The sequence below is a fragment of the Saccharopolyspora kobensis genome (genome assembly GCF_900108315.1).
Taxonomy (GTDB): domain Bacteria; phylum Actinomycetota; class Actinomycetes; order Mycobacteriales; family Pseudonocardiaceae; genus Saccharopolyspora; species Saccharopolyspora kobensis.
In genome coordinates this window covers 1,003,251-1,025,346 of the sequence record NZ_FNVB01000002.1, presented here as the reverse complement: position 1 = coordinate 1,025,346, position 22,096 = coordinate 1,003,251, and the positions used below count along the sequence as shown (strand labels likewise).

24 protein-coding genes and 1 pseudogene are annotated in these 22,096 nt (G+C 70.6%); 12 read left to right on the top strand and 13 right to left on the bottom strand.

The genetic code is table 11. The annotated features are described in order from the left end of the window. Positions 1-13: 13 nt before the first annotated feature. From C4T78_RS04520 to C4T78_RS04510, 3 genes are all read right to left on the bottom strand, one after another. On the bottom strand, positions 14-310 hold the full coding sequence (locus tag C4T78_RS04520; protein ID WP_093346875.1) for a hypothetical protein: 297 nt from the start codon (positions 308-310) through the stop codon (positions 14-16). Then, positions 307-585 carry a hypothetical protein gene (locus C4T78_RS04515; RefSeq protein WP_093346876.1) on the bottom strand — a complete coding sequence of 93 codons (279 nt, stop codon included), beginning with the start codon at positions 583-585 and terminating at the stop codon, positions 307-309. Before C4T78_RS04515 ends, C4T78_RS04520 begins: the two co-directional genes overlap by 4 nt. Positions 586-867: 282 nt before the next feature. Continuing rightward, on the bottom strand, positions 868-1,092 hold the full coding sequence (locus tag C4T78_RS04510; RefSeq protein ID WP_093348449.1) for a hypothetical protein: 225 nt from the start codon (positions 1,090-1,092) through the stop codon (positions 868-870). 195 nt (positions 1,093-1,287) lie between these two features. Between C4T78_RS04510 and C4T78_RS04505 the strand changes: the two genes are divergently transcribed. Continuing rightward, a complete protein-coding gene (locus C4T78_RS04505) occupies positions 1,288-1,788 on the top strand; it encodes a DUF2231 domain-containing protein (protein WP_235863027.1) in 501 nt (166 codons plus the stop codon). Between the two features lie 198 nt (positions 1,789-1,986). Here the strand turns inward: C4T78_RS04505 and C4T78_RS04500 are convergent, their stop codons facing one another. After that, the gene (locus C4T78_RS04500) at positions 1,987-2,433 is read right to left on the bottom strand and encodes a hypothetical protein (protein WP_177247452.1); all 447 of its coding nucleotides are present in this window, start codon (positions 2,431-2,433) and stop codon (positions 1,987-1,989) included. Positions 2,434-3,001: 568 nt separating this feature from the next. Here C4T78_RS04500 and C4T78_RS04495 point away from each other — a divergent pair. Both C4T78_RS04495 and C4T78_RS04490 read left to right on the top strand, forming a co-directional pair. Further along, on the top strand, positions 3,002-4,369 hold the full coding sequence (locus C4T78_RS04495) for a cytochrome ubiquinol oxidase subunit I (RefSeq protein WP_235863028.1): 1,368 nt from the start codon (positions 3,002-3,004) through the stop codon (positions 4,367-4,369). After that, a complete protein-coding gene (locus C4T78_RS04490; protein ID WP_093346883.1) occupies positions 4,366-5,403 on the top strand; it encodes a cytochrome d ubiquinol oxidase subunit II in 1,038 nt (345 codons plus the stop codon). Before C4T78_RS04495 ends, C4T78_RS04490 begins: the two co-directional genes overlap by 4 nt. A gap of 67 nt (positions 5,404-5,470) precedes the next feature. Here the strand turns inward: C4T78_RS04490 and C4T78_RS04485 are convergent. After that, positions 5,471-6,007 (bottom strand): annotated as a pseudogene (locus C4T78_RS04485) (manganese catalase family protein); the annotation flags it as partial. Between the two features lie 265 nt (positions 6,008-6,272). Next, entirely contained in the window at positions 6,273-6,635 is a 363-nt protein-coding gene (locus C4T78_RS04480) for a hypothetical protein (RefSeq protein ID WP_235863030.1), read from the bottom strand. A 439-nt stretch (positions 6,636-7,074) separates the two neighbouring features. On the opposite strand from C4T78_RS04480, the gene C4T78_RS04470 reads away from it, so the two are divergent. The 6 genes from C4T78_RS04470 to C4T78_RS04445 all read left to right on the top strand — a co-directional run bounded on the left by C4T78_RS04470 (position 7,075) and on the right by C4T78_RS04445 (position 10,430). Further along, the gene (locus C4T78_RS04470) at positions 7,075-7,386 is read left to right on the top strand and encodes a hypothetical protein (protein ID WP_093346889.1); all 312 of its coding nucleotides are present in this window, start codon (positions 7,075-7,077) and stop codon (positions 7,384-7,386) included. Between the two features lie 103 nt (positions 7,387-7,489). Beyond that, complete coding sequence (gene greA, locus C4T78_RS04465) at positions 7,490-7,975, top strand: transcription elongation factor GreA (RefSeq protein WP_374703857.1); 486 nt, start codon at positions 7,490-7,492, stop codon at positions 7,973-7,975. 115 nt (positions 7,976-8,090) lie between these two features. Then, on the top strand, positions 8,091-8,483 hold the full coding sequence (locus C4T78_RS04460; RefSeq protein ID WP_093346892.1) for a hypothetical protein: 393 nt from the start codon (positions 8,091-8,093) through the stop codon (positions 8,481-8,483). Between the two features lie 50 nt (positions 8,484-8,533). After that, positions 8,534-8,854 (top strand): hypothetical protein, encoded by a 321-nt coding sequence (locus C4T78_RS04455; RefSeq protein WP_093346895.1) that lies wholly within the window; start codon positions 8,534-8,536, stop codon positions 8,852-8,854. Between the two features lie 127 nt (positions 8,855-8,981). Further along, positions 8,982-9,299, top strand: a complete 318-nt coding sequence (locus tag C4T78_RS04450) for a hypothetical protein (RefSeq protein ID WP_093346897.1) — start codon at positions 8,982-8,984, stop codon at positions 9,297-9,299. Positions 9,300-9,410: 111 nt separating this feature from the next. Next, entirely contained in the window at positions 9,411-10,430 is a 1,020-nt protein-coding gene (locus C4T78_RS04445) for an SDR family oxidoreductase (RefSeq protein ID WP_093346900.1), read from the top strand. Positions 10,431-10,527: 97 nt separating this feature from the next. Here C4T78_RS04445 and C4T78_RS04440 read toward each other — a convergent pair whose 3' ends face one another. Genes C4T78_RS04440 through C4T78_RS04415 form a run of 6 tightly spaced genes read right to left on the bottom strand, consistent with a single transcriptional unit; the run spans position 10,528 to position 17,465 of the window. After that, the gene (locus tag C4T78_RS04440) at positions 10,528-11,868 is read right to left on the bottom strand and encodes a serine hydrolase domain-containing protein (RefSeq protein ID WP_093346902.1); all 1,341 of its coding nucleotides are present in this window, start codon (positions 11,866-11,868) and stop codon (positions 10,528-10,530) included. Continuing rightward, positions 11,865-12,875: an ABC transporter ATP-binding protein gene (locus tag C4T78_RS04435; protein WP_093346904.1), complete on the bottom strand. Its 1,011-nt coding sequence runs from the start codon at positions 12,873-12,875 to the stop codon at positions 11,865-11,867. Before C4T78_RS04435 ends, C4T78_RS04440 begins: the two co-directional genes overlap by 4 nt. Then, entirely contained in the window at positions 12,872-13,885 is a 1,014-nt protein-coding gene (locus C4T78_RS04430; RefSeq protein ID WP_093346907.1) for an ABC transporter ATP-binding protein, read from the bottom strand. The genes C4T78_RS04435 and C4T78_RS04430 overlap by 4 nt, the downstream gene beginning before the upstream one ends. A gap of 2 nt (positions 13,886-13,887) precedes the next feature. Beyond that, positions 13,888-14,778 carry an ABC transporter permease gene (locus tag C4T78_RS04425; protein ID WP_093346911.1) on the bottom strand — a complete coding sequence of 297 codons (891 nt, stop codon included), beginning with the start codon at positions 14,776-14,778 and terminating at the stop codon, positions 13,888-13,890. Further along, positions 14,778-15,779: an ABC transporter permease gene (locus C4T78_RS04420; RefSeq protein WP_093346913.1), complete on the bottom strand. Its 1,002-nt coding sequence runs from the start codon at positions 15,777-15,779 to the stop codon at positions 14,778-14,780. The genes C4T78_RS04425 and C4T78_RS04420 overlap by 1 nt, the downstream gene beginning before the upstream one ends. Positions 15,780-15,812: 33 nt before the next feature. Then, complete coding sequence (locus tag C4T78_RS04415) at positions 15,813-17,465, bottom strand: ABC transporter substrate-binding protein (protein WP_093346916.1); 1,653 nt, start codon at positions 17,463-17,465, stop codon at positions 15,813-15,815. A 237-nt stretch (positions 17,466-17,702) separates the two neighbouring features. Here C4T78_RS04415 and C4T78_RS04410 point away from each other — a divergent pair, with 237 nt between their 5' ends. Together C4T78_RS04410 and C4T78_RS04405 are read left to right on the top strand one after the other, a co-directional pair. Beyond that, positions 17,703-18,743: an Lrp/AsnC family transcriptional regulator gene (locus tag C4T78_RS04410; RefSeq protein ID WP_093346919.1), complete on the top strand. Its 1,041-nt coding sequence runs from the start codon at positions 17,703-17,705 to the stop codon at positions 18,741-18,743. A gap of 277 nt (positions 18,744-19,020) precedes the next feature. Next, positions 19,021-19,794: a DUF899 domain-containing protein gene (locus C4T78_RS04405; protein ID WP_093346922.1), complete on the top strand. Its 774-nt coding sequence runs from the start codon at positions 19,021-19,023 to the stop codon at positions 19,792-19,794. 168 nt (positions 19,795-19,962) lie between these two features. Here C4T78_RS04405 and C4T78_RS04400 read toward each other — a convergent pair whose 3' ends face one another. Continuing rightward, positions 19,963-20,397, bottom strand: coding sequence for a hypothetical protein (locus C4T78_RS04400; RefSeq protein ID WP_093346925.1), 435 nt, complete (start codon positions 20,395-20,397; stop codon positions 19,963-19,965). Positions 20,398-20,867: 470 nt separating this feature from the next. Between C4T78_RS04400 and C4T78_RS04395 the strand changes: the two genes are divergently transcribed. Beyond that, positions 20,868-22,016 carry a carboxylate-amine ligase gene (locus tag C4T78_RS04395; RefSeq protein ID WP_093346928.1) on the top strand — a complete coding sequence of 383 codons (1,149 nt, stop codon included), beginning with the start codon at positions 20,868-20,870 and terminating at the stop codon, positions 22,014-22,016. Positions 22,017-22,096: the final 80 nt, after the last annotated feature.

Here is a 22,096-nt window from a genome sequence, read left to right as displayed (position 1 = left end):
GGTGTTGCGGCGGCTACGAGTCGCTGTCGCGGTTCTGGCGTTCCAGTGCGAGCGCGCGCCGCTCGCGTTCCCGGCCACCGTAGGTGGCGCGCAGCACTGCCTCCCTGGTCTCCAGGCTGGCGCCCAGCGCACCGGCAACCGTTCCCAGCGACGTGGCCAGCCGGACCAGGTGCAGGTAATCGCCGAACGTCGTCGGATGCCCGAGAACGGACGTGAGGTACGTCGGAGCGATCACTGCGATCGCGGCGACCAGGGTCACGACGAAGAGGATGATGTAAAGGCAGGTCACGCCGATGAACAGCGTGATCACGGTCGCGATGTTGTACAGCAGGGCGCTGTCCGGCTCGGGTGGTCCTCCTTGGCCAGCCATTGCCCGGCGTACTGCTCGATCGGTATGCGGCCACCTGCGTCCATGGTGAGCTTCCTGGTCACCATGTGCACATCCCAGGCGATGTGCTCACCGGCCGCTCCCGACAACGCACCGGGCAGCTCCGAGACGACCTTGCTCGCCAGCGAGCGCGAAATGCCGGGATCGACGATCAGCCCGACGACCACCTGCTTCTCGACGCGTTGATCGGTGCTCATCTGAGGGCTCCCATTGCGCACAGCCATGTTCTGGGGCGTGCCCGGCTGCTCGGAAGGACAAAAGGATCGACCCGGGGATTGCGATCCTCGCGGGTCGAGAGCAGTCCTCAGCGGCCGGGCGCACCGGGACGGACACCCGGTGCGCTCGGCCGCGCGTTGAGGGATGACCTGTGCGAGGAGCGGCAACGGGTTCCAGCAGCGCGGAGAAGCGTCTGCAGCTTCAGGCCGCCTCAGTTCGAAGACCGGTGACCCCGTCCCGCACGCGGGCACGCATCTCGCCCCTCACCGACGGGGTTTGTCCTCCTCCAGGCGAAGCCCCACGCCCAGGGCGAAGAACGTCGGCGCCCACTCACCGACGAAGATTCCCCATCGGTCAGCTCGGTCCACGCCCTTGTTCTCGCCTCGCTGCGAGACGGCCCACGACAGGACGCTCAACCCGATCGAGGCGAAACCGGCGGCGAACAACATGTCGGATGTCAGACCTGCGTCGGAAAGCTTGCGCAACACGGAGAATCCCTCCCTTTGGGTCCTGCGGACGACCTCGACGTCGACCACTGGACATACCCGGCCCGACACAGCCCCACACAAGCGCGTCAGGAGCTTGGCCAGCATGCGGGGGCCTGGCATAGCCGCGTGGCCGTCCGGGTAGCCGGGGCCATGGCAGTGCGCAAGGTTCTGCAAGCAGCGGAGTCCGCTCGATGGGTGGAGCGGCCAGCGGAGGCCGTGGCCCGCGCCGTCCGGCGCACGATCAGCGGTACGCGCGCCGATCGGCTGCTCGGCGGTGCGTGGCTCGGGCACCCGGTCCACCCCCTGCTGGTCACCGTGCCGATCGGTGCGTGCGTGTCCGCACCTGTCCTCGAGCTCTGCACCGGAAACCGCCAGGCCGCCAGGTGGCTGATCGCACTCGGCCTGATCGCCGTGCCACCCGCCGTCGTCGCGGGATTGGCCGACTTCGCCCACCTCGACGCGCGACAACGGCGTGTCGGCGCGCTGCACGCGACGGCGAACGTCGTCTCGACGGCCTTCTTCGGCGCTTCGCTGTGCTGTCGGCCCGGCGCCCGCTCGGCGAAGGTCTCGATGGCGCTCGGAACGCTCACCATCGCGATCGGCGGCGCACTCGGCGGCCACCTCTCCTACGCGCAGGGAGCCGGAGTCCGCCGGTGGCAGAACACCGACGAGAGCGACAGCCCTGTCCGACGGTGACGACCAGCCAGCGACGAGCACGGCAGGCGCCGCGTCGTCCGGTCGGGCAAGGCTGCGGGCATCACGTCGACCGGTGCGCAGGAGTACACAGTGGACCATGACCGACATCGAACCCGTGACGTCCCGCCCGCCGCACGTGCGGCTTCGAGGACTTCGGCCTGCTCGCCGATGCGGGCGCACCCGTGCCCACCGACATCATCAGTTCGGCGGCGGCCCCACGTGAGCGTGACGACCGGGAACGCGTTGCGCGTGGCGCTGCCCGGGCCCCGCGCCCGTGCGCGCCGCAAGCCGGTCCGCCACGAGTCCCGTCGCGATCGCGTACACCGCTTTGTGGAACAGGTCGACGGCGAGCTCATCACGCGGCCACGTCCACGGCGGGGCACCGACTCCGGTCGCGTTCTCCAGCGTCTGATCGTTGGTCAAGCGCACGACCGCGAACATGGCGGAGGAGAACGGCCCCCGCAAACCGGCGTGGGCCATCGCGCCGCGAAGCGCCCCGAGGAGCACTCCCTGGCCGAGGTGCATGAGGAGGTTCATGCCCGTCGGTTCCCGCCGCATCCCCATGAGCGCCGCCATCGTGGCACCCGGCACGTGCGAGTTCGGGCGACCGGTGAGGCGCTGTTCCAGCTTCTCGCTGACCGTCATGGCGACGACACCGACGGCACCCGCCACGAGACCGTGGACAGCGCCCTGCCGGAAGACCTCCTTCGAGGTCTGCGGCCGGTCCGGCCGTCGAGGTCTGCCCGTCTTCGTCCTGTTCACGCCCGTTTCCCAATCCAGAGGTTCCAGAAGTCCACTCCTGCAGTGCCTCACAACTGCCCAATCCCCGCAATCGCTGCGCAGCGCGGAGATCGCCGGTCGCACCCTTTCCCACGCCCGCGTTGATCGCCGTCTCCACCCGCTCCTGGAAAGGAAGCGGCAAGCACTTCCCGGAGCTTCGCGGCACCTCCGGCCCCGAGGGTGCTGACCGACTCCGTCTCGTCGGTCAACGTGGTTCGTGCCAGCGGCCGGGGTCATCCACTGTAGACGGGCAGTGCCGGGCTCCCGGGTGACGACCGAACCGCGGGACTGGGGTTCCGCCTTCCCCGGAGGGCCACGGCGCTGTTCCGGGCACTGAGCACTCCGCCCCGTGTGCCCGGCGGAGTGGAGGGGAACCCCCTGCTTGACGTGGTTCGCGGGAGTTTCGCGGCTGGGCGGTGTGGAGGTGTTGCGGGTGAGCGGGCTACCCGATCTGGTGTTCGCCGGAGCGGCGACCCCGGCGGACCTGGTGGCGGCGCGGGTTCAGATGGCGCTGTCGTTGGGCTGGCACATCGTGATCGCCTGCTTCGGCGTGGGGATGCCCGCGATCACCGTGTTCGCCGAGTGGCGGGCGATCCGCCGAGGTGACCGCACCTACCTGGCGTTGGCGCACCGGTGGGCCCAGGCCATGGGGGTGCTGTTCGCCGTCGGCGCGGTGTCGGGCACGATCCTCAGCTTCGAGATGGGCGTGCTATGGCCGGGGATGATGGACACCTACGGCCAGGTCATCGGGCTGCCCTTCGCCTTGGAGGGCTTCGCCTTCTTCATCGAGGCGATCTTCCTCGGCATCTACCTCTACGGGTGGAACCGGTTGCCACCGCGGGTGCACGTGCTCACCGGCATCCCGGTCTGCCTGGCCGGCATCGCGTCGGCGTTCTTCGTCGTCGCGGCGAACGCGTGGATGAACCAGCCGCGCGGCTTCGACCTCGACGCCGGCCGAGTCGTGGGCGTCCGGCCCTGGGCCGCGATGTTCAACCCCGCCACGCCGCCGCAGACGGTGCACATGATCATCGCGGCGTTCATGGTGGCCGGCTACGGCATGGCGTCGGTGTACGCGGTGGCCATGCTGCGCGGTCGCACGGATCGGTACCACCGCTTGGGCTTCCTGGTGCCGTTCACCGCGGCGGCCGCGCTGACCCCGGTGCAGATCGCCGTGGGCGACTGGGCGGCGAAGTTCCTGGCGACGAACCAGCCCGCGAAGCTGGCCGCGATCGAAGGCGTGTTCGCGACCTCGCACGCGGTGCCGTTGCACATCGGCGGTTTCTACGAGGACGGCGAGATGCGCTACGCGCTGGAGATCCCGCACGGGCTGTCGTTGCTGGCGCATTGGGACCCGCAAGCGCTGATCATCGGCTTGGACCGGTTCGCACCCGAAGACCGGCCACCGGTGAACGTGGTGCACTGGTCGTTCCAGGTGATGGTGGCCATCGGGGTGTTCCTCCTGCTGCTGGGCATCTGGTTGGCCGTGGCGTGGTGGCGTCGGCGCGATCTGCCCGCTTCGCGCTGGTTCCTGCGGGGTTCGGCGGTGGCCGGTGCGGCGGCCGCGATCGCGCTCGAAGCCGGGTGGATCACCACCGAGGTCGGGCGGCAGCCCTGGATCGTGTGGGGTGTGCTGCGCACCGCCGACGCGGTGACACCGGTGCCAGGCCTGGCGGTGGGGCTGCTCGTGGTCGGGGTGGTGTACGCCGCGCTCACCGTGACGACCGTCGCCGTGCTCCGGCGACTGATCCGCGCTCCGCTCGCCCCGCAGGAAGAACCGGGTGAGGAGATGAACCTGCCATGACCGCGGCCGACTGGACGATCGGCGCCATGTGGGTGGGCGTGACCGCCTACGTGCTGCTCGCAGGCGCGGACTTCGGGGCGGGCTTCTGGGATCTGCTGGCCGGTGGCAGCCGGCGCGGCGCCGAGCAGCGCGACCTCATCGAGCATTCCATCGGACCGGTGTGGGAGGCCAACCACGTCTGGTTGATCTTCGTGATCGTGCTCTGCTGGGCCGGATTCCCCGGCGTGTTCGCCTCGGTGGCGTCGACGATGTACGTACCGCTGATGCTCGTCGCGCTGGGCATCATCGCGCGCGGCGCCGCGTTCGCCTTCCGGAAGGCCTCGGCCGAGCTCGGGCACCGGCGCGCTTACGGAGCTTGCTTCGCGCTCTCCTCGGTGCTCACCCCGTTCTTCCTGGGCACCGTCGCCGGCGGCATCGCCTCCGGGCGCGTGCCCCTGGGCATCGCGGCGGGTGACCTGATCACGAGCTGGCTCAACCCCACCTCGTTCCTGGCCGGGACGCTGGCCGTCGGGACGACCGCCTACCTGGCGGCCGTGTACCTGTGCGCGGATGCGCGGCGGGCGGGTGCCGCACCGCTGGCCGAGCAGTTCCGGAGCCGGGGCATCGCGACCGGTGCGGTAACCGGCGTCATCGCGCTGGCCGGTATCGCGGTCCTGCTCATCGACTCACCGGCGCTGTACCGCGGGCTGATCGGTCCAGGACTGCCGCTGGTCGTCATCTCGGCTGTCGCAGGCCTGGCCTCCGCGGTGCTGCTGCTGCGGCGCAACTACCTCCCGGCCCGGCTCTCCGCTGCGGTGGCCGTCGCCGCACTGCCCTGGGGCTGGGCCGTCGCCCAGTACCCGTTGGTCCTGCTCCCGGACACCACCATCGAAAGCGCCGCAGCTCAGCCGACGGTGCTGCACGCGGTGCTGGTGACGACGCTCATCGGCGCAGTGCTGCTCATCCCGTCGTTGCTGTGGATGTTCGCGTTGTTCCAGCGGGGGACCACACCCGGGCGCAGTTCCCACGGGTCGGCTGCCGACAGCGGGTCCTAGGGAGGTGGCGGTTCACCGCCCGGTGACGGTTCGCTTCGCCTTCTGCAGCATCGTTTCTTCGTCCCACGCGGGCCAGGTTGAACTTGAGCATGCTCTTGACACCCGGATCGTCGGTCATGTGGTACAGCCGAGCGGTCTGCAGCCTTCCCTGCGACTCGGCGGTGACGTTGGCCCGGAAGTCCGCGAGCAGGTTGCCGCTGGCGATGATGTAGCGGCCGTTCCACGGGTAGCCGTTGGCGTCGGCGGGAAGAGCGGCCCCACCGGCGACGACGGCCTGCTGCGGATCCATGCCACCGATGATCGCGCCGAGCACCGGATCGTTCTCCGCGGCTTGCGCCGTCTTGTCGGACGGCGCTCCCTCCAGGAGGCGGGCGACCATGGTCGCGAGCATCTCGACGTGCCCGATCTCCTCGGTTGCGATGTCCATGATCATGTCCTTGTACTTGCCCTCGATGCGGCAGTTCCAGCCTTGGAACAAGTACTGCATGGTCACGGTCATCTCGCCCCAAGCGCCTCCGATCAACTCCTGGAGCTTGTGCGCGTAGACCGGATCGGGGTTCTCCGGCCTGGCTTCGAACTGAAGTCGCTTGGTGTGGTTGAACATCAATTCATCCAAGGGAATTCGCCGTCCGATGAAGGCTCCCGCACGGCAGTCGAGATCGCCATTCCGCACGTGTCGCCGTTGACTGCGAAGGCGAGCGGAACTGAGCCGTCCGCCGTCGGGGGATGGCTCTGCGCGCTCGCGCTCGGCGACGCACTCTGCTAGGGCGAGATCTCGGTGACTGACCGCTCTGCGGCGTCACAGGGCCAGACCATCGGCTGCTCTGGTCGCTGCGCGGCTGCTAGGGCTTCCGGGCGGTGTCATGCCGTCAGCGGCTCGAGCGGGATCGAGGGCGGGATCGCATCCGTTCGAAGGTCGCCGCGGTTGCGAACCCGAAGACGAGGTGGGGGATCAGGTCCATCAGCCAGGAGCTGGCCGGCCACTCGCGCGGGTCGGTGACGCGCATCGCGACCATGGGCGCCGTCCCGACGAGATTGGCGGTCACACCGGCACCGATCGCCAGCGCGGTGACGGGTGGGTCTTCCCAGCGCGAGCGCACGAGTCCGTAGAGGGCGCCTGAGCTGAGCCCGGCCGCGATGCCGAGGAGGGCGCCGATCCCGCTGCGCCGGTTCGCGGCGGTCGTCCCGTCCGAAGACACCGGTTTTCCCAGCCATTCCTCCATCTTCTGCACGGTCTGCTCGGGAGTCCGGCTGGCAGGACGGCCCCGCAGGGCCATGTCCAAGTAGGTCGTTGCGTTGAGCGCGGTGGTCCCCGCTGCTCCGGCGAGCGCCCCGCGGAGTGCATCTCTCCTCATACCTCCGGTTTCCCGGCGGAACGGCGTGGAACACGCGAAACCGGGGCAACTGCCGGAGGAGTTCCGCCGACCGGGAGGGTGGCCCAGGCCCAGGCCCAGGCCCAGGCCCAGGCCCAGGCCCAGGCCCACGCTCCGCGCCGCAAGCTGTTCTGCAACCGCTCTTCAAGGCGTTTAGACCGTCGGTTCGGGGGAAGGCAGGAGAGTGACGGCAGCTCGGAGAAGGGCATCCGCGAGCACGTCGAGGAGGAGTGGGTCGCCGCTCCTGGAGAGGGTTTCCCGCTCGGTGCCGGCCAGCGGATGTGTTGGGAGGTGCGACATGGCAGCGCAGAACGACGATCAGGAAGAGCACGCCGGTCAATCGCTGACCACGCAGGATCATTCCGTGATCCGCCGCTGGGCGGAGGAGCGAGGTGGCACGCCCGCCACCGCTCCGGGAACCGAGCACGGTGACCACCTCGGCGTCCTGGAGATCGACTTCCCCGACTACGGCGGTGAGAAGCTGAAGCACGTGTCGTGGGACGAGTGGTTCAACACCTTCGACGAGCGAGGCCTGGAGTTCGTGTACCAGGAGCACTTGAAGAGCGGCAGTCCGAGCAACTTCTTCAAGGTGAGGCAGCGAGGGGGCTGATCCGGCAACGACGAGGGCGGGCCCGGCCCGGGAGGGGGACGGGTTCCCGGCGGCCGGTACTCGATCCGGTCGTGGCGCGAGTGGTCGGTGAGGAGCAATGGGCGTGGACGAGCCGCAAGCGGTCTGGTTGACGCAGGACGCCTACGACACGCTCCGCCGCGAGCTGGCGGAGCTGCTGGCGCACCGGCCGGTGCTCGCCGCCGAGATCAACGAACGCCGTCAGGAGGGCGATCTCCGGGAGAACGACGCGTACCGGGCGGTCCGGGAGGAGCAGGCCGACGAAGAGGCGCGGATCCGCCAGCTGCAACAGCTGCTGCAGAACCCGAAGATCGAGGAACACCCGTCGTCCGGTGGATCGGTCGAGCCCGGGATGCTCCTCACGGTCGCTTACCAGGACGGGGACGAGGAGACGTTCCTCCTCGCGACGCGAGCTGCGGGAGCGCATGGAGACCTGGAGGTCTACTCGCCCGAGTCGCCGCTGGGGCACTCGCTGCTCGGAGCCCGGGAGGGCGACGTCCGGGAGTACGGTCTCCCCGGTGGGGGGACCATGCGCGTGAAGGTGGTCAAGATCGAGCCCTACCACGGCTGACCAGGCGTTATCCGAGCGAACGCACCGGAACGAGGCGCGGCTGAGCAGCGCGCGCATCACCTGGTCGGTGGTTCGCGCCCAGCCGGGTGGGTGGCAGCGGGTTTACGTTGGCCCGGTGCGGGAGTACCTGAGCCCGGACTGCCAGGAGCGGGTGCGGTCCTGCGCGGCCGAGGCCCTGACGGCCGACGACGCGAACACGCAACGCGTCGTCGCTACCGTGCGGGTCAAGTACGGTCTCGCAGGGGTGTTCGAGATGTGCGCGTACTTCGCCCTGCTCGGCCACTACGAGGGAACGGCGCCGATCAGCCTGTGGGACGCGGACCCGGCTGAATGGCGACCGGAGCTCAGGTCGCTGCTCAACATCTACCGCTTCGGGCTGGCAGTGCGGAACCAGGAGGCGGACGCGGCCGACGAGATCTTCTCGGACGTCGTGCGGCTCGGCACGGGCGAGCTGAACTCGTTCGTCGCCAACCTGCGGCGCTACGCCCGCGACGAGTGGAAGTCCTGACCAGCGGCACCCGGCCCGGGCGTTTGCCCCCGTTCGCTCCGGGAACACCCGTGGGTGCGGACCTCGACGGGAGGGACGCCCTTGTGCTGCGGGAGGTTCTGCGGTGCGCCGACGAGAGCGCAGGGAGTTGCAGGAAGTGGAGTAGCCACCTGCAGCGCGAATCTCCCGAGCTCGACCAGAAGTTCCGGAAGTTCAGCGGCGACCGGCGGCGTGCGCCGCGGTCGCGCCCAACGCTGACGGCGTTGCTGTTCGTGGTCGGCTTCGGCGGTGCCCTGCTGTCGTTGCACTCCGGGCTCGTGATCGCGGCCGGAGTTCTAGCCCTGCTGAGCATCATCATGCCGGTCGCCGTCCTGGCCGACGCATCGCCTTGACGTTCCGGCCGTTGCGGCTCACCCGCTCGGCCCGCGGTGGAGAGCCAGCCCTTTCTGCTCCGTGCCCGGGGCGGCCGGGGGCGCATACTTCAGTTGTCACGTCCGCCACCGCCGGAAAGTGATCACGATGGGCGCGCGCAAGATCGAACACCCGCACTGGTGCCAGGACACCGACCTGGAGGAACGGCTGTTCGCCCACACGGGATCGGATTGGGTGATCCACGTGGGGCCGCGGGTCAGCATCGGCGGCATCGTCCTGCGGCTGACCCGCACCGACGTCGAGGGCGAGCCCGGTGAGGACCGGGTCAGCATCCGCTGTCAGGCCATGGAAGACCTACCCCTCGAACAGGCACGCCAACTCGCCGAACCCGACCAGCTGACCGAGCTCGCCGAAGCACTGGTTCAGCTCGCCGACCACGCGGAGGCCGACAAGCGGCAGCAGTGACCAACGCGGCGCGGGGCCAGTGCCGCTGCTGCGGGCGCCTGCACTGGCGATGCCGTTTACGGATAGTGCCCCGCGGGGAAGTCGGGTGGTCGACGAAACCGGAGGGGGCGGATGGTGCGGACCGGGCGGAAGCCGCGCGTCGTCGTGGTGACGGGTGCGAGCGCAGGCATCGGGCGCGCGGTGGCGCGCGAATACGGTAGGCGCGGGTGCCGGGTCGCGCTGCTGGCCCGCGGTCGCCGCGGCCTGGACGGTGCTGCTGAGGACGTGCGCCGATCCGGCGGCACGCCGCTGACCATCCCGGTCGATGCCGCCGGCTCCGAGGAGGTCTTCGCCGCCGCGCAGCAGGTGGAAGACGCGCTCGGCCCCGTCGACGTCTGGGTCAACGACGCCTTCACGTCGGTGTTCGCCCCGTTCCACGAGATCAGCCCCGAGGAGTTCCGGCGCGTCACCGAAGTCACCTACCTCGGCTGCGTGCACGGCACGATGGCCGCGCTGCGGCACATGCGCCCGCGCGACCGGGGAACGATCGTGCAGGTCGGGTCGGCCCTGGCCTACCGCGGAATTCCGCTCCAATCGGCCTACAGCGGCGCCAAGCACGCCATCCAGGGCTTCAACGAGGCGCTCCGCGTCGAGCTGCTGCACGACCGCAGCCGTGTGCGCACGACGATGGTGCAGTTGCCCGCAGTGAACACGCCGCAGTTCTCATGGGTGCGTTCGCGGCTGGGCGACCACCCGCAGCCGGTCCCGCCGATATTCCAGCCCGAGGTGGCGGCCCGGGCCGTCGTGCACGCCGGAGACCACCCGCACCGGCGCGAGTACTGGGTGGGCGGCAGCACGGTGAAGACCTTGCTGGCCAACGCGGCAGCACCGGGGCTGCTCGACCGCTACCTGGCGCGGAAGGGGTACGAGGCCCAGCAGAACTCCGGTGTCCACGACCCGCACCGTGCCGACAACCTGTGGGAACCGGCCGATTCGAACGGCCACGACTACGGAGCTCACGGAGTTTTCGACGACGTCTCCAGGTCGCGCAGCATCCAGCTGTGGTCGTCGCAGCACCACGGCGCCGTGGCAGTGGGAGTGCTCGCCGCCTGCGGAGCCCTCGGTGCCCGGCGCTTGTTGCGCACCCGTTGAACGGAGATGACCTCGGGATCCGTCGGCACCGCCCGTGCGAAGCGGCTGCCACGTCAGCAGAACGCGGTCCGGGCGATCTCCCGGCTCCGGCCGGCCATCACTCCGTCGCCCGGGGTGCCAGCCGGTCGCGGAGGCGGAGGCCGGTGATGGCCCCGGCACTGTCGCGGCGGACGTCGATGGGCGTGCCGCGCTCGGCCGCCGGTTCGGTGATCACCAGCTCGTCCGGGCCGCGCCACTCGACGCGTTCGATCGACGGCGGTTCCAGGTAGTAGCGGCCCGGCTGCGGTTGCGGTCGGCGGATGCGCACCTGCGCGCCGCCGTCCGGGTGCGGGGTGAGCTCCATGCGGTAGAAGGTCGCGTCGAACTCGCCGGTCAGCTCGGTCCCACCGGTGGGCGCGAGGCCCGGTCGGCGCGGGGCTTCCGGCTCGATGCCGACCAGTTCGCGCAGCAGCGAGGTGCGCACCTCCTGGTTGATCCGGTCGCCGGACGTGCCGTTGGTCAGCAGCACGAAGGCCGCCCCGCGTTCGGGGACCAGGCACAGCTGCGTGCAGTACCCGATGGTCAGCCCGCCGTGGTGCACCAGCCGCACGCCGTCGACGTCGTCCAACCGCCAGACCAGCCCGATCCGCTCAGCCGGTCCGCTGCGCTCGCGCTGCGGCGTGAACAGCTCCGCCGATGCGCTGCCGTTGAGGTGGTGCTCGGCGTAGCGGAGCATGTCGCGCACGCAGGACACCAGTCCACCGCCGGGCACGTCCCAACCGGGCAGCTGCCAGCCGCGCTGCCACCCCGCGGCGCGGGCCACCTCGGGCACCTCGCCCCGGTGCGGCGCTGCGACGCGGTGGGTGATCGCCTCGTCGGCCGTGGTGAAGGTGTGCGACATACCGGTCGGCTCCAGCACCTCGTCGCGCACCAGGTCCGCGTACCGGCGACCGGTGACCACTTCGAGCAGGCGCCCCGCCACGATCAGCCCGGCGTTGCTGTACGAGTAGTCGGTGCCGGGGGCGAAGACCAGCGGCAGTCCGGCGATGTGCGCCACCCCGGTGGCGATCGAGTCGTCCGCGCCGTCGGCGAGCAGCCGGGGACCGTTGAGGATCAGGTGGTCGCCGGAGAGCCCCGAGGAGTGGGTGAGCAGGTGCCGGACGGTGATCCGCCCGTCCAGACCGGAGCCGGGCAGGTGGTCGACGACCAGGTCGTCCAATCCCAGCCGCCCGGCACCGGCCAGCTCGGCGAGCATCGCGGCCACGAAGGTCTTGGACACCGAGCCGATCTGGAACAGCGTGCGCTCGTCGACCGGCAGCGGGTGGTCCACATTGGTCACGCCGAAGCCGAAGTGGTGGTGCCCTTCCGGGGTGAGCACCCCGACGCCGACGCCGGGCACGCCCCACCCCCGCATCAGCGGCGGGACGATCTCGGTCAGCAGGCCGGAAATGTCCGTCATGCGCGTGCACCATCCTCTGCGGGCGATCGGAGTTCTTCGCCTGGGCGAAGCGGGAAGAAGCAGGACGCGGCGCGGTTCTCCGCACCGGTCGGCGGGGGAGCGTCCTGGGAGCACCGCACCTGCGCCTTCGGGCAGCGCGGGTGGAAGGCGCAGCCGGCCGGCGGGTGCATCGCCGAGGGCACGTCCCCGGAGAGCACCACTCGCTTCCGGCGCGCCTCGGCATCCGGGTCGGGCAGCGGGATGGCCGACAGCAGGGACGCGGTGTACGGGTGGACCGGGGCGGCGAAGAAGTCCGCCCGCTCGGCGACCTCGACGACCTTGCCCAGGTACATCACCGCCACCCGGTCGCACAGGTGCTTGACCACGGACAGGTCGTGCGTGATGAACACGTAGGTGAGGCCGAGCTCTCGCTGGAGGTCCTTGAGCAGTTCGAGGATCTGCGCCTGGATGGAGACGTCCAGCGCGGAGACCGGCTCGTCGCAGACCACCACCTTCGGCCGCAGGGCGATGGCCCGGGCGATGCCCATCCGCTGCCGCTGCCCGCCGGAGAACTCGTGCGGGTAGCGGTCGCGGTGGTCCGGGTGCAGCCCGACCATCTCCATCAGCTCGGCCACCCGCCGCCGCACGTCCGGCCGCCGCTGGATGCGCAGCGGCTCGGCGATGATCTCGCCGACGCTGAGCCGGGGGTTCACCGATGCCGACGGGTTCTGGAAGACCATCTGGACGTCGCGGCGCAGCCGGGACAGCTCGGCGCCCCGCTTGGCGAAGACGTCCTCGCCCTCGAACAGCACCTCGCCGCTGGTCGGCGTCGCCAGCCTCAGCAGCAGCCGGGCGAGAGTGCTCTTGCCGCAACCGGATTCGCCGACCAGGCCGAGGGTTTCCCCGCGCCGCACGCCGATGTCCACGCCGTCGACGGCCCGCACCAGACCGCCGCGCCTGCGGAACAGGCCGCCGCGCGCGGGGAAGTGCATGGTCAGTCCCCGGGTTTGCAGGAGGTATTCGTTCATCGGCCCGCCTCGGTCGGTTCGTCCAGCGCCGCCGCCAGCTCCCGGAACTCCGCCGCGGTGTGCACGCACGCGGCCCACCGGCCCGCCGCCTTGAGGTCCAGCGCCTGCTCCGTCGTGGTGCACCGGTCGTCGGCGAACCGGCATCGCGGCGCGAACCGGCAGCCCGGCGGCGGGTCGGCCAACGACGGCGGCTGCCCGCCGATCGGCACCGGTGGGTCGTCGGCGTCGAGCCTGGGCACCGCGCGCAGCAGGGACCAGGTGTAGGGCATCAGCGGATCCTGGAAGAGCTCCTTCGGGGTGCCGGACTCCACCGCCTTCCCGCCGTACATCACCAGCACCCGGTCGGCGATCTGGGAAACGACCCCCAGATCGTGGGTGATCATGATGACGGACATGCCGTGCGCCGCCTTCAGCTCGGCGAGCAGTTCCAGGATCTGCGCCTGGATGGTGACGTCGAGCGCGGTGGTCGGCTCGTCCGCGATCAGGATCTTGGGCCGCCCGGCCAGCGCGGCGGCGATCATGGCCCGCTGCCGCATCCCGCCGGAGAGCTGGTGCGGGTAGTCGCGGGCGCGCTGCGCGGCGCCGGGCATCCCGACCTCGTCCAGCGCCTGCACGGCGCGGCGCAGCGCCTGCCTGCGCGAAACCCGTTCGTGGCTGCGGATCGCCTCGGCGATCTGGTCGCCGACGGTGAGCACCGGGTTGAGGCAGGTGGTCGGGTCCTGGAAGATCATCGAGATCTCCTTGCCCCGGATCGCCCGCAGCTCGCGCTCGGAGGCGCCGAGCAGGTCGCGGCCCCGGTACCGGATCCGGCCCCCGGCGTAGTGGCAGGGCGGTGACGGGTTGAGCCGCATGATCGACATCGCGGTCACGCTCTTGCCGGAGCCGGACTCGCCCACGATGCCCAGCGTCTCGCCCTCGGCGACGGAGAAGGAGACCCCGTCGACGGCGCGGACCAGGCCCTCGGTGGTGCGGAAGTGCGCCCGCAGGTCGTCGACTTCGAGGAGGTCCATCGTCAGCGCACCGCCTTCGGGTCGAAGACGTCGCGGAAGCCGTCGCCGATGAAGTTCACGCACAGCACCGCGAAGGCGATCGCCAGTCCCGGGAACACGATGGCGAACTGGCTGGTGAGGAACACGTGGAAGCCGGCGCGGAAGGCGTCGGAGAGCATGGCACCCCATTCCGGTGTCGGCGCCTGCGCGCCGAGGCCGAGGAAGGACAGCGCGGCGATGTCCAGGATGGCCGCGGCGAGGCTGAGCGTGGACTGGACGATCAGCGGGCCCGTGCAGTTGGGCAGCAGGGTGCGCAGGAGGATCCGCGCACTACCGGCGCCCATGGACCGCGCCGCCTGCACGTAGTCGCTGTCCCGCAACCCGATCGCTGCCGACCGGACGACCCTGGCGATCTGCGGGACGGAGACGATGCCCACCGCCAGCATGGCGTTCCAGAGCCCCGGCCCGAGGGTCGAGACGATCAGGATGGCCAGCAGCACGCTGGGGAACGCCAGCAGGACGTCCATCAACCGCATCAGCACGGTGTCGCACCAGCCGCCCCGGTAACCGGCGAGCAGTCCGATCGCCGTCCCGACGGCGGTGGCAAGTGCGACCGCCAGCAGTCCGGCGGACAGCGTCACCCCGGCGCCGTGCAGCAGCCGGGACAGGATGTCGCGACCCAGCTCGTCCTGCCCCAGCGGGTGCGCCCCGCTCGGCGGCCGGAACCGGCCGGCGAGGTCCTGCGCGTACGGGTCGTACGGCGCGATGACCGGTGCCAGCACGGCGATCAGCGCGAACAGCCCGAGCACGACGACGCCGAGAACGGCCAGCCGGTTGGCGAAGAAGGCACGCCGCCGCCGGGACGGCCGGCTCCGGGCGCCGGTCGGCGGCGCGGTGGCAACCACTTCGACCATCAGTACCTCACTCTCGGGTCGAGGACCGCGTACAGCAGGTCGACCGCGAGGTTGACCAGCACGAACAGCAGCGATCCGTACAGCACCACGCCCTGGATCAGCGCGTAGTCGCGCTGGTACACCGCCTGGTAGGCGATCTGGCCGATGCCCGGCCAGGAGAAGATCGTCTCGGTGATCACCGCGCCGCCGAGCAGCAGGCCGAGCTGCAGCCCGATCACCGTGAGCACCGGCAGCATCGAGTTGCGCAGGCCGTGCCGGAAGGTCGTGACCAGCGGGTGGAGCCCCTTCGCCCGCGCGGTGCGGATGAAGTCCTCGGCCAGCGTCTCCCGCATGCTCGACCGGGTCATGCGCATGATCACCCCGCACGGGATGGTCGCCAGCGCGAGCGCGGGCATGACCAGGTGCGCCAGCGAGGTCCGCAACATCGCCCAGTCACCGGCGAGCAGCGAGTCGACCACGTTCAGCCCGGTGACCGCGGGCAGCGATTCGGCGGCCGGCAGCCGCCCCGGGAACGGCAGCAGGTGCAGGTTCACGCCCAGCACCACCATCAGGAGCATGGCCAGCCAGAAGATGGGCATGCTCACGCCCGCGACGGCCAGCACCGAGGCGGCCTTGTCCAGCAGCGAGTGCGGGCGGCTGGCCGCCAGTGTGCCGAGGGCGATGCCGACCACCACGGCGACGACCAGCGCGGCCAGCGTCAGCTCCAGGGTGGCGGGCAGCCGGGCGGCCAGTTCGGCGACGACCGGCCGACCGGTCACAGTGGACTCGCCGAGATCGCCCCGCAGCGCCCGGGCCAGGAACAGCCCGTACTGGGCGATGACCGGTTCGTCGAGCCCCATCTCGGCGCGCAGCTCGGCGACCTGCGCGGGGGTGGCGTTCTCCCCGAGGATGACCTGCGCCGGATCGCCGGGAATCATCCGCACGGTGAAGAACACGACTGCCGAAACCCCGAGCAGCACCGGGATCAGCTGGCCCAGTCGGCGCACGGCGTAGGTCAGCACGGGCGCTCACCTCCTCGGTGCGGGGTGCGCGGTTCAGACGGTGAGCGCATCGAGGTCGTCCATGGCGATGTTGGTGCCGAAACCCGCGAAGCCGGAGCGCAGCGCGATCGGCGGGCTGACGTAGGCGATCGGGAGCACCGGTACCTCGTCGTGCACGATGCGCTGGACGGTGGCGTAGAGGGCACGTTGTTCCTCCGGATCGGTGGTGACCCTGGCTTCGGCGAGCAGCGCGTCGACCTGCGGATTCTGGAAGAAGGACAGGTTGGAGGAGTTCTCCGGCGTGGCGCTGGCGCCGGCGTACCAGTAGTTCAGCGGGAAGTAGGAGTCCACGCCGATCGTGGTGCCGCCGAACATGGCGATGTCGTGCATGCCCTTGCCGGTCCGCTCCACGTAGGTGGCGAGCTCGTAGGTGACCAGCTCGGCCGCGATCCCGACCTCGGCCAGGTTCGCCTGCACGACCTGGGCGACGCCCTTGCCGTCCGGCATGTATGGCCGGGCGGTGGACATGTACCAGAGGCTGGTCCGGAACCCGCCGGGCATCCCGGCTTCGGCCAGCAACCGCCGCGCCAGGCCGGGGTCGTACGGGTGCGGCCGGATCGAGCGGTCGACGAAGGTGGAGATCCCGTACAGCGGCGCACCGGCCACCTCGGCCCGCGCGCCGAAGAAGTGCTCCACGATCCGCGGCAGATCGATCGCGTGCGCGATCGCCTTGCGCACCAACGGGTTCTGGAACGGGGCGCGCCGGGTGTTCATGGCGAAGTAGCTGAAGCACTCCTGCGGGTGCTGGGCGACGGTGAAACCCGCTGTCTCGCGCAGCGCGTCGGCGTCCTGCGGCACGATGCCGTTGACCGCGGAGAGCCCGCCGCCGACCAGCGCGGCCACCCGTGCGGTGCTGTCCGGAATGGACGTCAGCACCACGGTGTCCACCCGCCTGCCGGGCCCGGCCTGCCGCGTGCCCCACCAGGATTCGTTGCGGCGCAAGGTGATCTTGTTCCCGTGCTCCCAGGACGCCAGCGCGAACGGGCCGGTGCCCACCGGGCGCTCCCAGAAGCCTTCGACGTCCTGCCGGATCGCGGTGGGCGAAGCGATGCCGAACTGCGCTCCGGCGAGCGTGGGCAGGAAAGGCCCGTACGGCTCCCGGAGGGTGAACCGCACCGCGTGCGGGCCGACCGCCTCCACGCGACTGATCACCGACTCCTCGTCGAAGCCGCCGAAGAGGTTGGCGTAGTAGGCGAACTTGCTGCTCTGCGGACCTCCGCCCCGGTGGTAGGGGTGGTCGCTCTCCCGCCAGCGCCGGAAGTTGAACACCACGGCCTCGGCGTCGAGCGGGGTTCCGTCGTGGAACCGCACGTCCTCGCGGAGTTCGAAGGTGTACTGCCTGCCGTTGTCCTCGGGTGCCGGGACAGCGGTCGCCAGCGCGGGCAGCAGCGCCCCGTCCGGGGCGTAGCGCAGCAGCGAGTCGAAGACCTGGTGGATCACCGCGTAGGACTCGCTGTCGGTCTGGTTCATCGGGTCGAGCGAGACCGCGTCCGCGCCCCGCCCGTAGACGAATGCCGCACCGCCCGCTCCGGCCCGCTCCGGAGTTCCGCACCCGGCAGAGCCGAGCAGCACCGCTCCGGCCCCGGCGAGCTGGAGCAGGCCGCGGCGGGACAACCCCGGCCCGGTCCGGGTGAGCTCGTGCGTCATCGCAGCTCCTCTTTGGTCTCCATGCGCTGTGCCGACGTGAGCGGAGGGGACTCCGGCCCGCATCGGGCGCGTGATCCCCGGGTGCGCTGCGCGGGCGTCTCCGGGTAGCTGTTCCGGCGCCCCGCTGGTCAGCGTCGGTGATCTCGCGTCGGGCTGGACTAGAGTGTGAACTCGGCGGCGGATGAACAAGATCATTCGCTCGATTCGCTCACTTCATGCCCGCTGGGAGCGAGAAACGTGCACGAGGACTTCTCCGAAGACGACTTGGCGCTCATCCACGCCCTGCAGCTGTGGCCCCGCGCGCCCTGGGCGGCGCTGGCCCCGGTGCTCGATGCCTCGCCGACGGCGCTGGCGCAGCGCTGGGCCCGGCTCCGCGACGCGGGCCTGGCGTGGATCACGGCCTATCCGGAGTACGGCGAGCTCTCCGGCGGCGCGATGGTGGCGCTGGTCGAGATGGACTGCGCCCCGGGCGCGGTGGACGACGTGGCGGGGCGGCTGGAGCGGACCCACCGCGTGCACAACGTCGAGCACGTCGCGCAGGGCCGGGACCTGCTGCTGACGGTCGCGGCCAGCTCGTTCGGCGAGCTCTCCGCGCTGCTGCTGGACGAGCTGCCGAAGCTGCCCGGCGTGGCCTCGCTGCACTCCCACATCGGGACCAAGCGGCACATCGAGGGAAGCCAGTGGCAGCTCGACGCGCTGGACAGCGCGCAGCGCGAGGCCATCCGGCAGGCGGGCCGCGGCGAGCGCGACCGCCCCAGCGAGCCGATCTACCTGCGCTCCGGCGTCTTCGCGCCGCTGGTGTCGGCGTTGGCGCACGACGGCAGGGCGACCGCGGCGGAGCTGGCCGAGCGGCTCGGCAGGCCGACCTCCACGGTCCGCCGCCAGCTGGCCGCGCTGCTGCGCTCCCGAGCGCTCCGGCTGCGCTGCGAGGTCGCCCAGCTGCACACCCGGTGGCCGATCGCGGTGCTCTGGTGGTGCCGGCTGCCCAACAGCGCCCTGCCCGCGACCGTGTCCCGGCTGCGGGAGGACTCGCGGGTGCGGTTGTGCATGTCCGTGACCGGTTCGGCGAACCTGGTGGTCAACGCCTGGACGGCGAACATGGCGGACCTGATGCGCATGCAGGACGACCTCGAAGAGCTGCTGCCGCCGGGCGGAATCTCGCACAACTCGGTGATCCTGCGGACCCGCAAGCGGGTCGGCTGGCTGATGCACGCCGACGGCCGCCGCACCGGCGAGGTCGTCCCGCTGCCCGGCCCGCTCGCCGAACCGGCGTCCTGAGAACCGCGCCGCGCGGGCGCCTGCTCACCGGCTGAGCGGTTCGTCCGTCGACGAGGCCGCGATCGGATGAAAGCGACCACCGCGTAGCGGGTTTGACGTGTTCGCACGCCGAATTCGTAGCTGGGAGGGGCTTTCGCGATCGCCGGGTATGAGTCCGCGCCGATCCGCAGGGATGCTGGATCGGGGCGCAGGGCGAGAGAACTGCTTGCAGAGTGCTATCACTCACGTTAGGCTCCGGGTGGTTGCATAAGACAATCAGCTAAGGGTGAGGAAGCAGATGCCCGACCCGGAAATCACGACGCGCGAGCAGTGGCTCGTGGCTCGGCGCGAGCTGCTCAAGAAGGAGAAGGAGCTGACCCGGCACCGCGACGAGGTCAACGCCGCTCGCCGCCGGCTGCCGATGGTCGAGATCACGAAGGACTACTCCTTCGACGGCCCGCAGGGCCGGGTCGGACTGGTGGACCTGTTCGAGGGCCGCAGCCAGCTGGTGATCTACCACGCCATGTTCGACCCCGACGCCGACGCGGGGTGCCCGGCCTGCTCGTTCTGGCTCGACAACGTCGGCAACCTCAGCCACCTGCACGCCCGCGACACCACGTTCGCGGCGGTCTCGTTGGCGCCGCTGGAGAAGCTCGAACGCTACAAGCAGCGCATGGGCTGGACCGTCCCCTGGTACTCGTCGTACGGCAGCGAGTTCAACTACGACTTCCACGCCACCTTCGACCCGGAGATCGCTCCGGTGGAGTGGAACTACAAGGACCTCGACGAGCTGGTGCAGGACGACCCCGGGTGGGCGGAGTACCGGGGCTCGGAGACCGGGCTGAGCGCGTTCCTGCGCAAGGGCGATCGGGTCTTCCACACCTACGCCTGCTACGGGCGCGGCATCGACCTGCTCAACGGCACCTACAACTACCTCGATCTCACCGCGCGCGGCCGCCAGGAGGACTGGGAACAGCCGCCCGGCCGCAGCAACGGCTCCACGATGAGCTGGCTGCGCCGCCACGACGAGTACGACCCCGCGGTCATCGGCGGTGCGACCACCTCGGCCTGACCACGGCGCAGGGCGTTGCGGAACGCACCTCGGCGACGCCCGCCCGTTGGCCCCGCGTCGCCCGCGCCCGCGTCGACGGAACCACGATCGGGCAGGACGAATTCCTCAACGACCGCAAGCAGATCCGCGACCACGCGCCGGGCGCACGTCGGCTGTGCTGTTGAGCGGCTATGCGGACGAGCCGGGGACACCACGCTTGACCGGAGCGGTCGTCGGTTCGTCGGCGAGGTCCGGTCCGTGGGTTCGGGCGATCTCGTCGTTGAGGCGCTGGCTGCGTTGCTGGGTGCGGATCCGGGCGAAGGCCCAGATCGTCGTGGCGTGCGCGACCGCCATCACCAGGAGCACGACGCCGAGCCGCAGGATGACCTGGTGCAGGGGATTGCTCGCGGGCAGGCCCGGCAGCGAGGCGAGGGCGACGACGCCGAGCATGAACGTGACGAACAGCGCTGAGATCAGGCGGTTGGCCGAGTCCGCCACGCGGCGGTCCGGGTGGACCTCGGCGAGGTAGGTCACCCCGCTGCGGCGGATGAACCAGCCGTCGACGGCGACCGCCGCGACGGCGATGATGAAGAAGAGCACGTGCGAGGTCATGTCCAGGTGCATCGCTGGCCTCCTCGGGTCGGTGCTGTCCGCCTGCAGCCGTACCCGCGACGATCTGACGGCAAACGACCTTGTTCCGGTCCAGCGATCCACCGGCCCCTTCACCGTCGGTCGCGCCGAGGAGCCGGAGTACCGGCGGCCGGGATCGTGGAGGCGCCGCAAATCGTCAAGTGCAGCACAGAGTTTTGCATTGCCGGTGTAGATATGCCGGTGCTGGAATGACGACCACGCTGGCACGGCCCGTGGCCTCGACCCGATCCGGCGCAACCTCGGGCTCGGGAGTTCAGCTGGGCCGGGAGGCCTGCCAGGCGATCATCGCCCCGTCGTGGCTCCTTAGCCCGAGTGGGTCGTTTCGACTCGCATGCCGCACGGGTGCTGAATTCCGTGGGAGCATGACTTCCGTGGAGCGTGGGGGCGATGACACGGACGAGAGTCTCTCTTCCGCTCGCGGTCGGTGCCACGCGGCTGGGGCGATGCCGGATCTGCTGACGGTGGGAGTCGAAGAGGAGTACCTGCTGGTCGATCCGGTCACCCGCGAGGCGGTGCCGGAGGGGCGGGCAGTGGTGGCCCGGGCGTCGGCCGGTGGGCTCGGTGACCGGGTGACCACCGAACTGACCCGCTACCAGGTGGAGGCGCGGACCGAACCGCACGTCGCGATGGACGGCCTCGGTGAGCAGATCCGGTCGATGCGTGCCGCTGTCGCCCAGGCGGCTGAGAAGTGTGGTTCGCGGGCCGTCTCCAGCGGCGCGCCCGTTCTGCTCCGGCCGACTCCTCCGCCCATATCCGAGGGCCGGCGGTACGCGGAGAGCGTCGAGGTCTTCCGCGCGCTGACCGACTCGCACGTCGCGTGCGCCTGCCACATCCACGTCGGAGTGGCCGACCTGGGCCTGGCCCTCCAGGTCAGCAACCACATCCGCCCGTGGCTCCCGGCGCTCATCGCGCTCTCGGCCAATTCGCCGTACTGGGCGGGCAGGGACACCGGTTATGCGAGCTGGCGCGCGATATCCCTGGCGTGCTGGCCGGTCGCCGGCCCGCCACCGTACTTCGAGTCGCCGGCTCACTTCAACGAGCTCGTCGAGGCGGTCGTCGAGCCCGGTGCGGTCCTGGACCGCGGCGGGCTGTACTGGGACATCAGGCCGTCCGGTCATGTGCCGACCCTGGAGATCCGGGTGGCCGACGCCGTGGCGACCGCCGAGGAGACCGTCCTGCTCTCCGCGATCGTCAGGGCTGCGGCAGCGACCGCGCTGAGCGCCGTCCACCTCGGCGAGCCGGCGCCGCGTCCGCAGCCGGAGATCCTGAGAGTGGCGTGCTGGCGCGCCGCGCGCGACGGTTTGGCGGGGGAGAGCGTTGCTCTGCCCACCACCCGGCTGGTTCCCGCGACCACCCGGATCGATCAGCTCCTGGCGTGGATCGAGCCCGCGCTGCGGCAGCACGGTGATCTGCAGCTCGTGCTGTCCGGTTGGTCGCGGCTGCGCGCCGGGGGAGGTGGCGCCGATCGCCAGCGCCTCGCCTACCGGCGCCGCGCCAGCTTCACCGACGTCGTCGACCACCTCATCGCTTCCACCACGACCGGAGAGAGCGACGACATGGCTCTGGCGCGAGTTCTCCGGCCCCGGGACTGATGCGCAGCGACGGGAGGGCGCTGGGTCGCCGCGGTTCTCAGCAGGCCGGTGCGGCCCGTTCGACGGTCCGAAGTGGAGCC

Coding starts and splice junctions, on each gene's coding strand:
- C4T78_RS04515 (WP_093346876.1), bottom strand. CDS start 585: ATGAGCACCGATCAACGCGTCGAGAAGCAGGTGGTCGTCGGGCTGATC.
- C4T78_RS04500 (WP_177247452.1), bottom strand. CDS start 2,433: ATGACGGTCAGCGAGAAGCTGGAACAGCGCCTCACCGGTCGCCCGAAC.
- C4T78_RS04490 (WP_093346883.1), top strand. CDS start 4,366: ATGACCGCGGCCGACTGGACGATCGGCGCCATGTGGGTGGGCGTGACC.
- C4T78_RS04470 (WP_093346889.1), top strand. CDS start 7,075: ATGGCAGCGCAGAACGACGATCAGGAAGAGCACGCCGGTCAATCGCTG.
- C4T78_RS04450 (WP_093346897.1), top strand. CDS start 8,982: ATGGGCGCGCGCAAGATCGAACACCCGCACTGGTGCCAGGACACCGAC.
- C4T78_RS04445 (WP_093346900.1), top strand. CDS start 9,411: ATGGTGCGGACCGGGCGGAAGCCGCGCGTCGTCGTGGTGACGGGTGCG.
- C4T78_RS04440 (WP_093346902.1), bottom strand. CDS start 11,868: ATGACGGACATTTCCGGCCTGCTGACCGAGATCGTCCCGCCGCTGATG.
- C4T78_RS04435 (WP_093346904.1), bottom strand. CDS start 12,875: ATGAACGAATACCTCCTGCAAACCCGGGGACTGACCATGCACTTCCCC.
- C4T78_RS04430 (WP_093346907.1), bottom strand. CDS start 13,885: ATGGACCTCCTCGAAGTCGACGACCTGCGGGCGCACTTCCGCACCACC.
- C4T78_RS04425 (WP_093346911.1), bottom strand. CDS start 14,778: ATGGTCGAAGTGGTTGCCACCGCGCCGCCGACCGGCGCCCGGAGCCGG.
- C4T78_RS04415 (WP_093346916.1), bottom strand. CDS start 17,465: ATGACGCACGAGCTCACCCGGACCGGGCCGGGGTTGTCCCGCCGCGGC.
- C4T78_RS04405 (WP_093346922.1), top strand. CDS start 19,021: ATGCCCGACCCGGAAATCACGACGCGCGAGCAGTGGCTCGTGGCTCGG.
- C4T78_RS04400 (WP_093346925.1), bottom strand. CDS start 20,397: ATGCACCTGGACATGACCTCGCACGTGCTCTTCTTCATCATCGCCGTC.
- C4T78_RS04395 (WP_093346928.1), top strand. CDS start 20,868: ATGCCGGATCTGCTGACGGTGGGAGTCGAAGAGGAGTACCTGCTGGTC.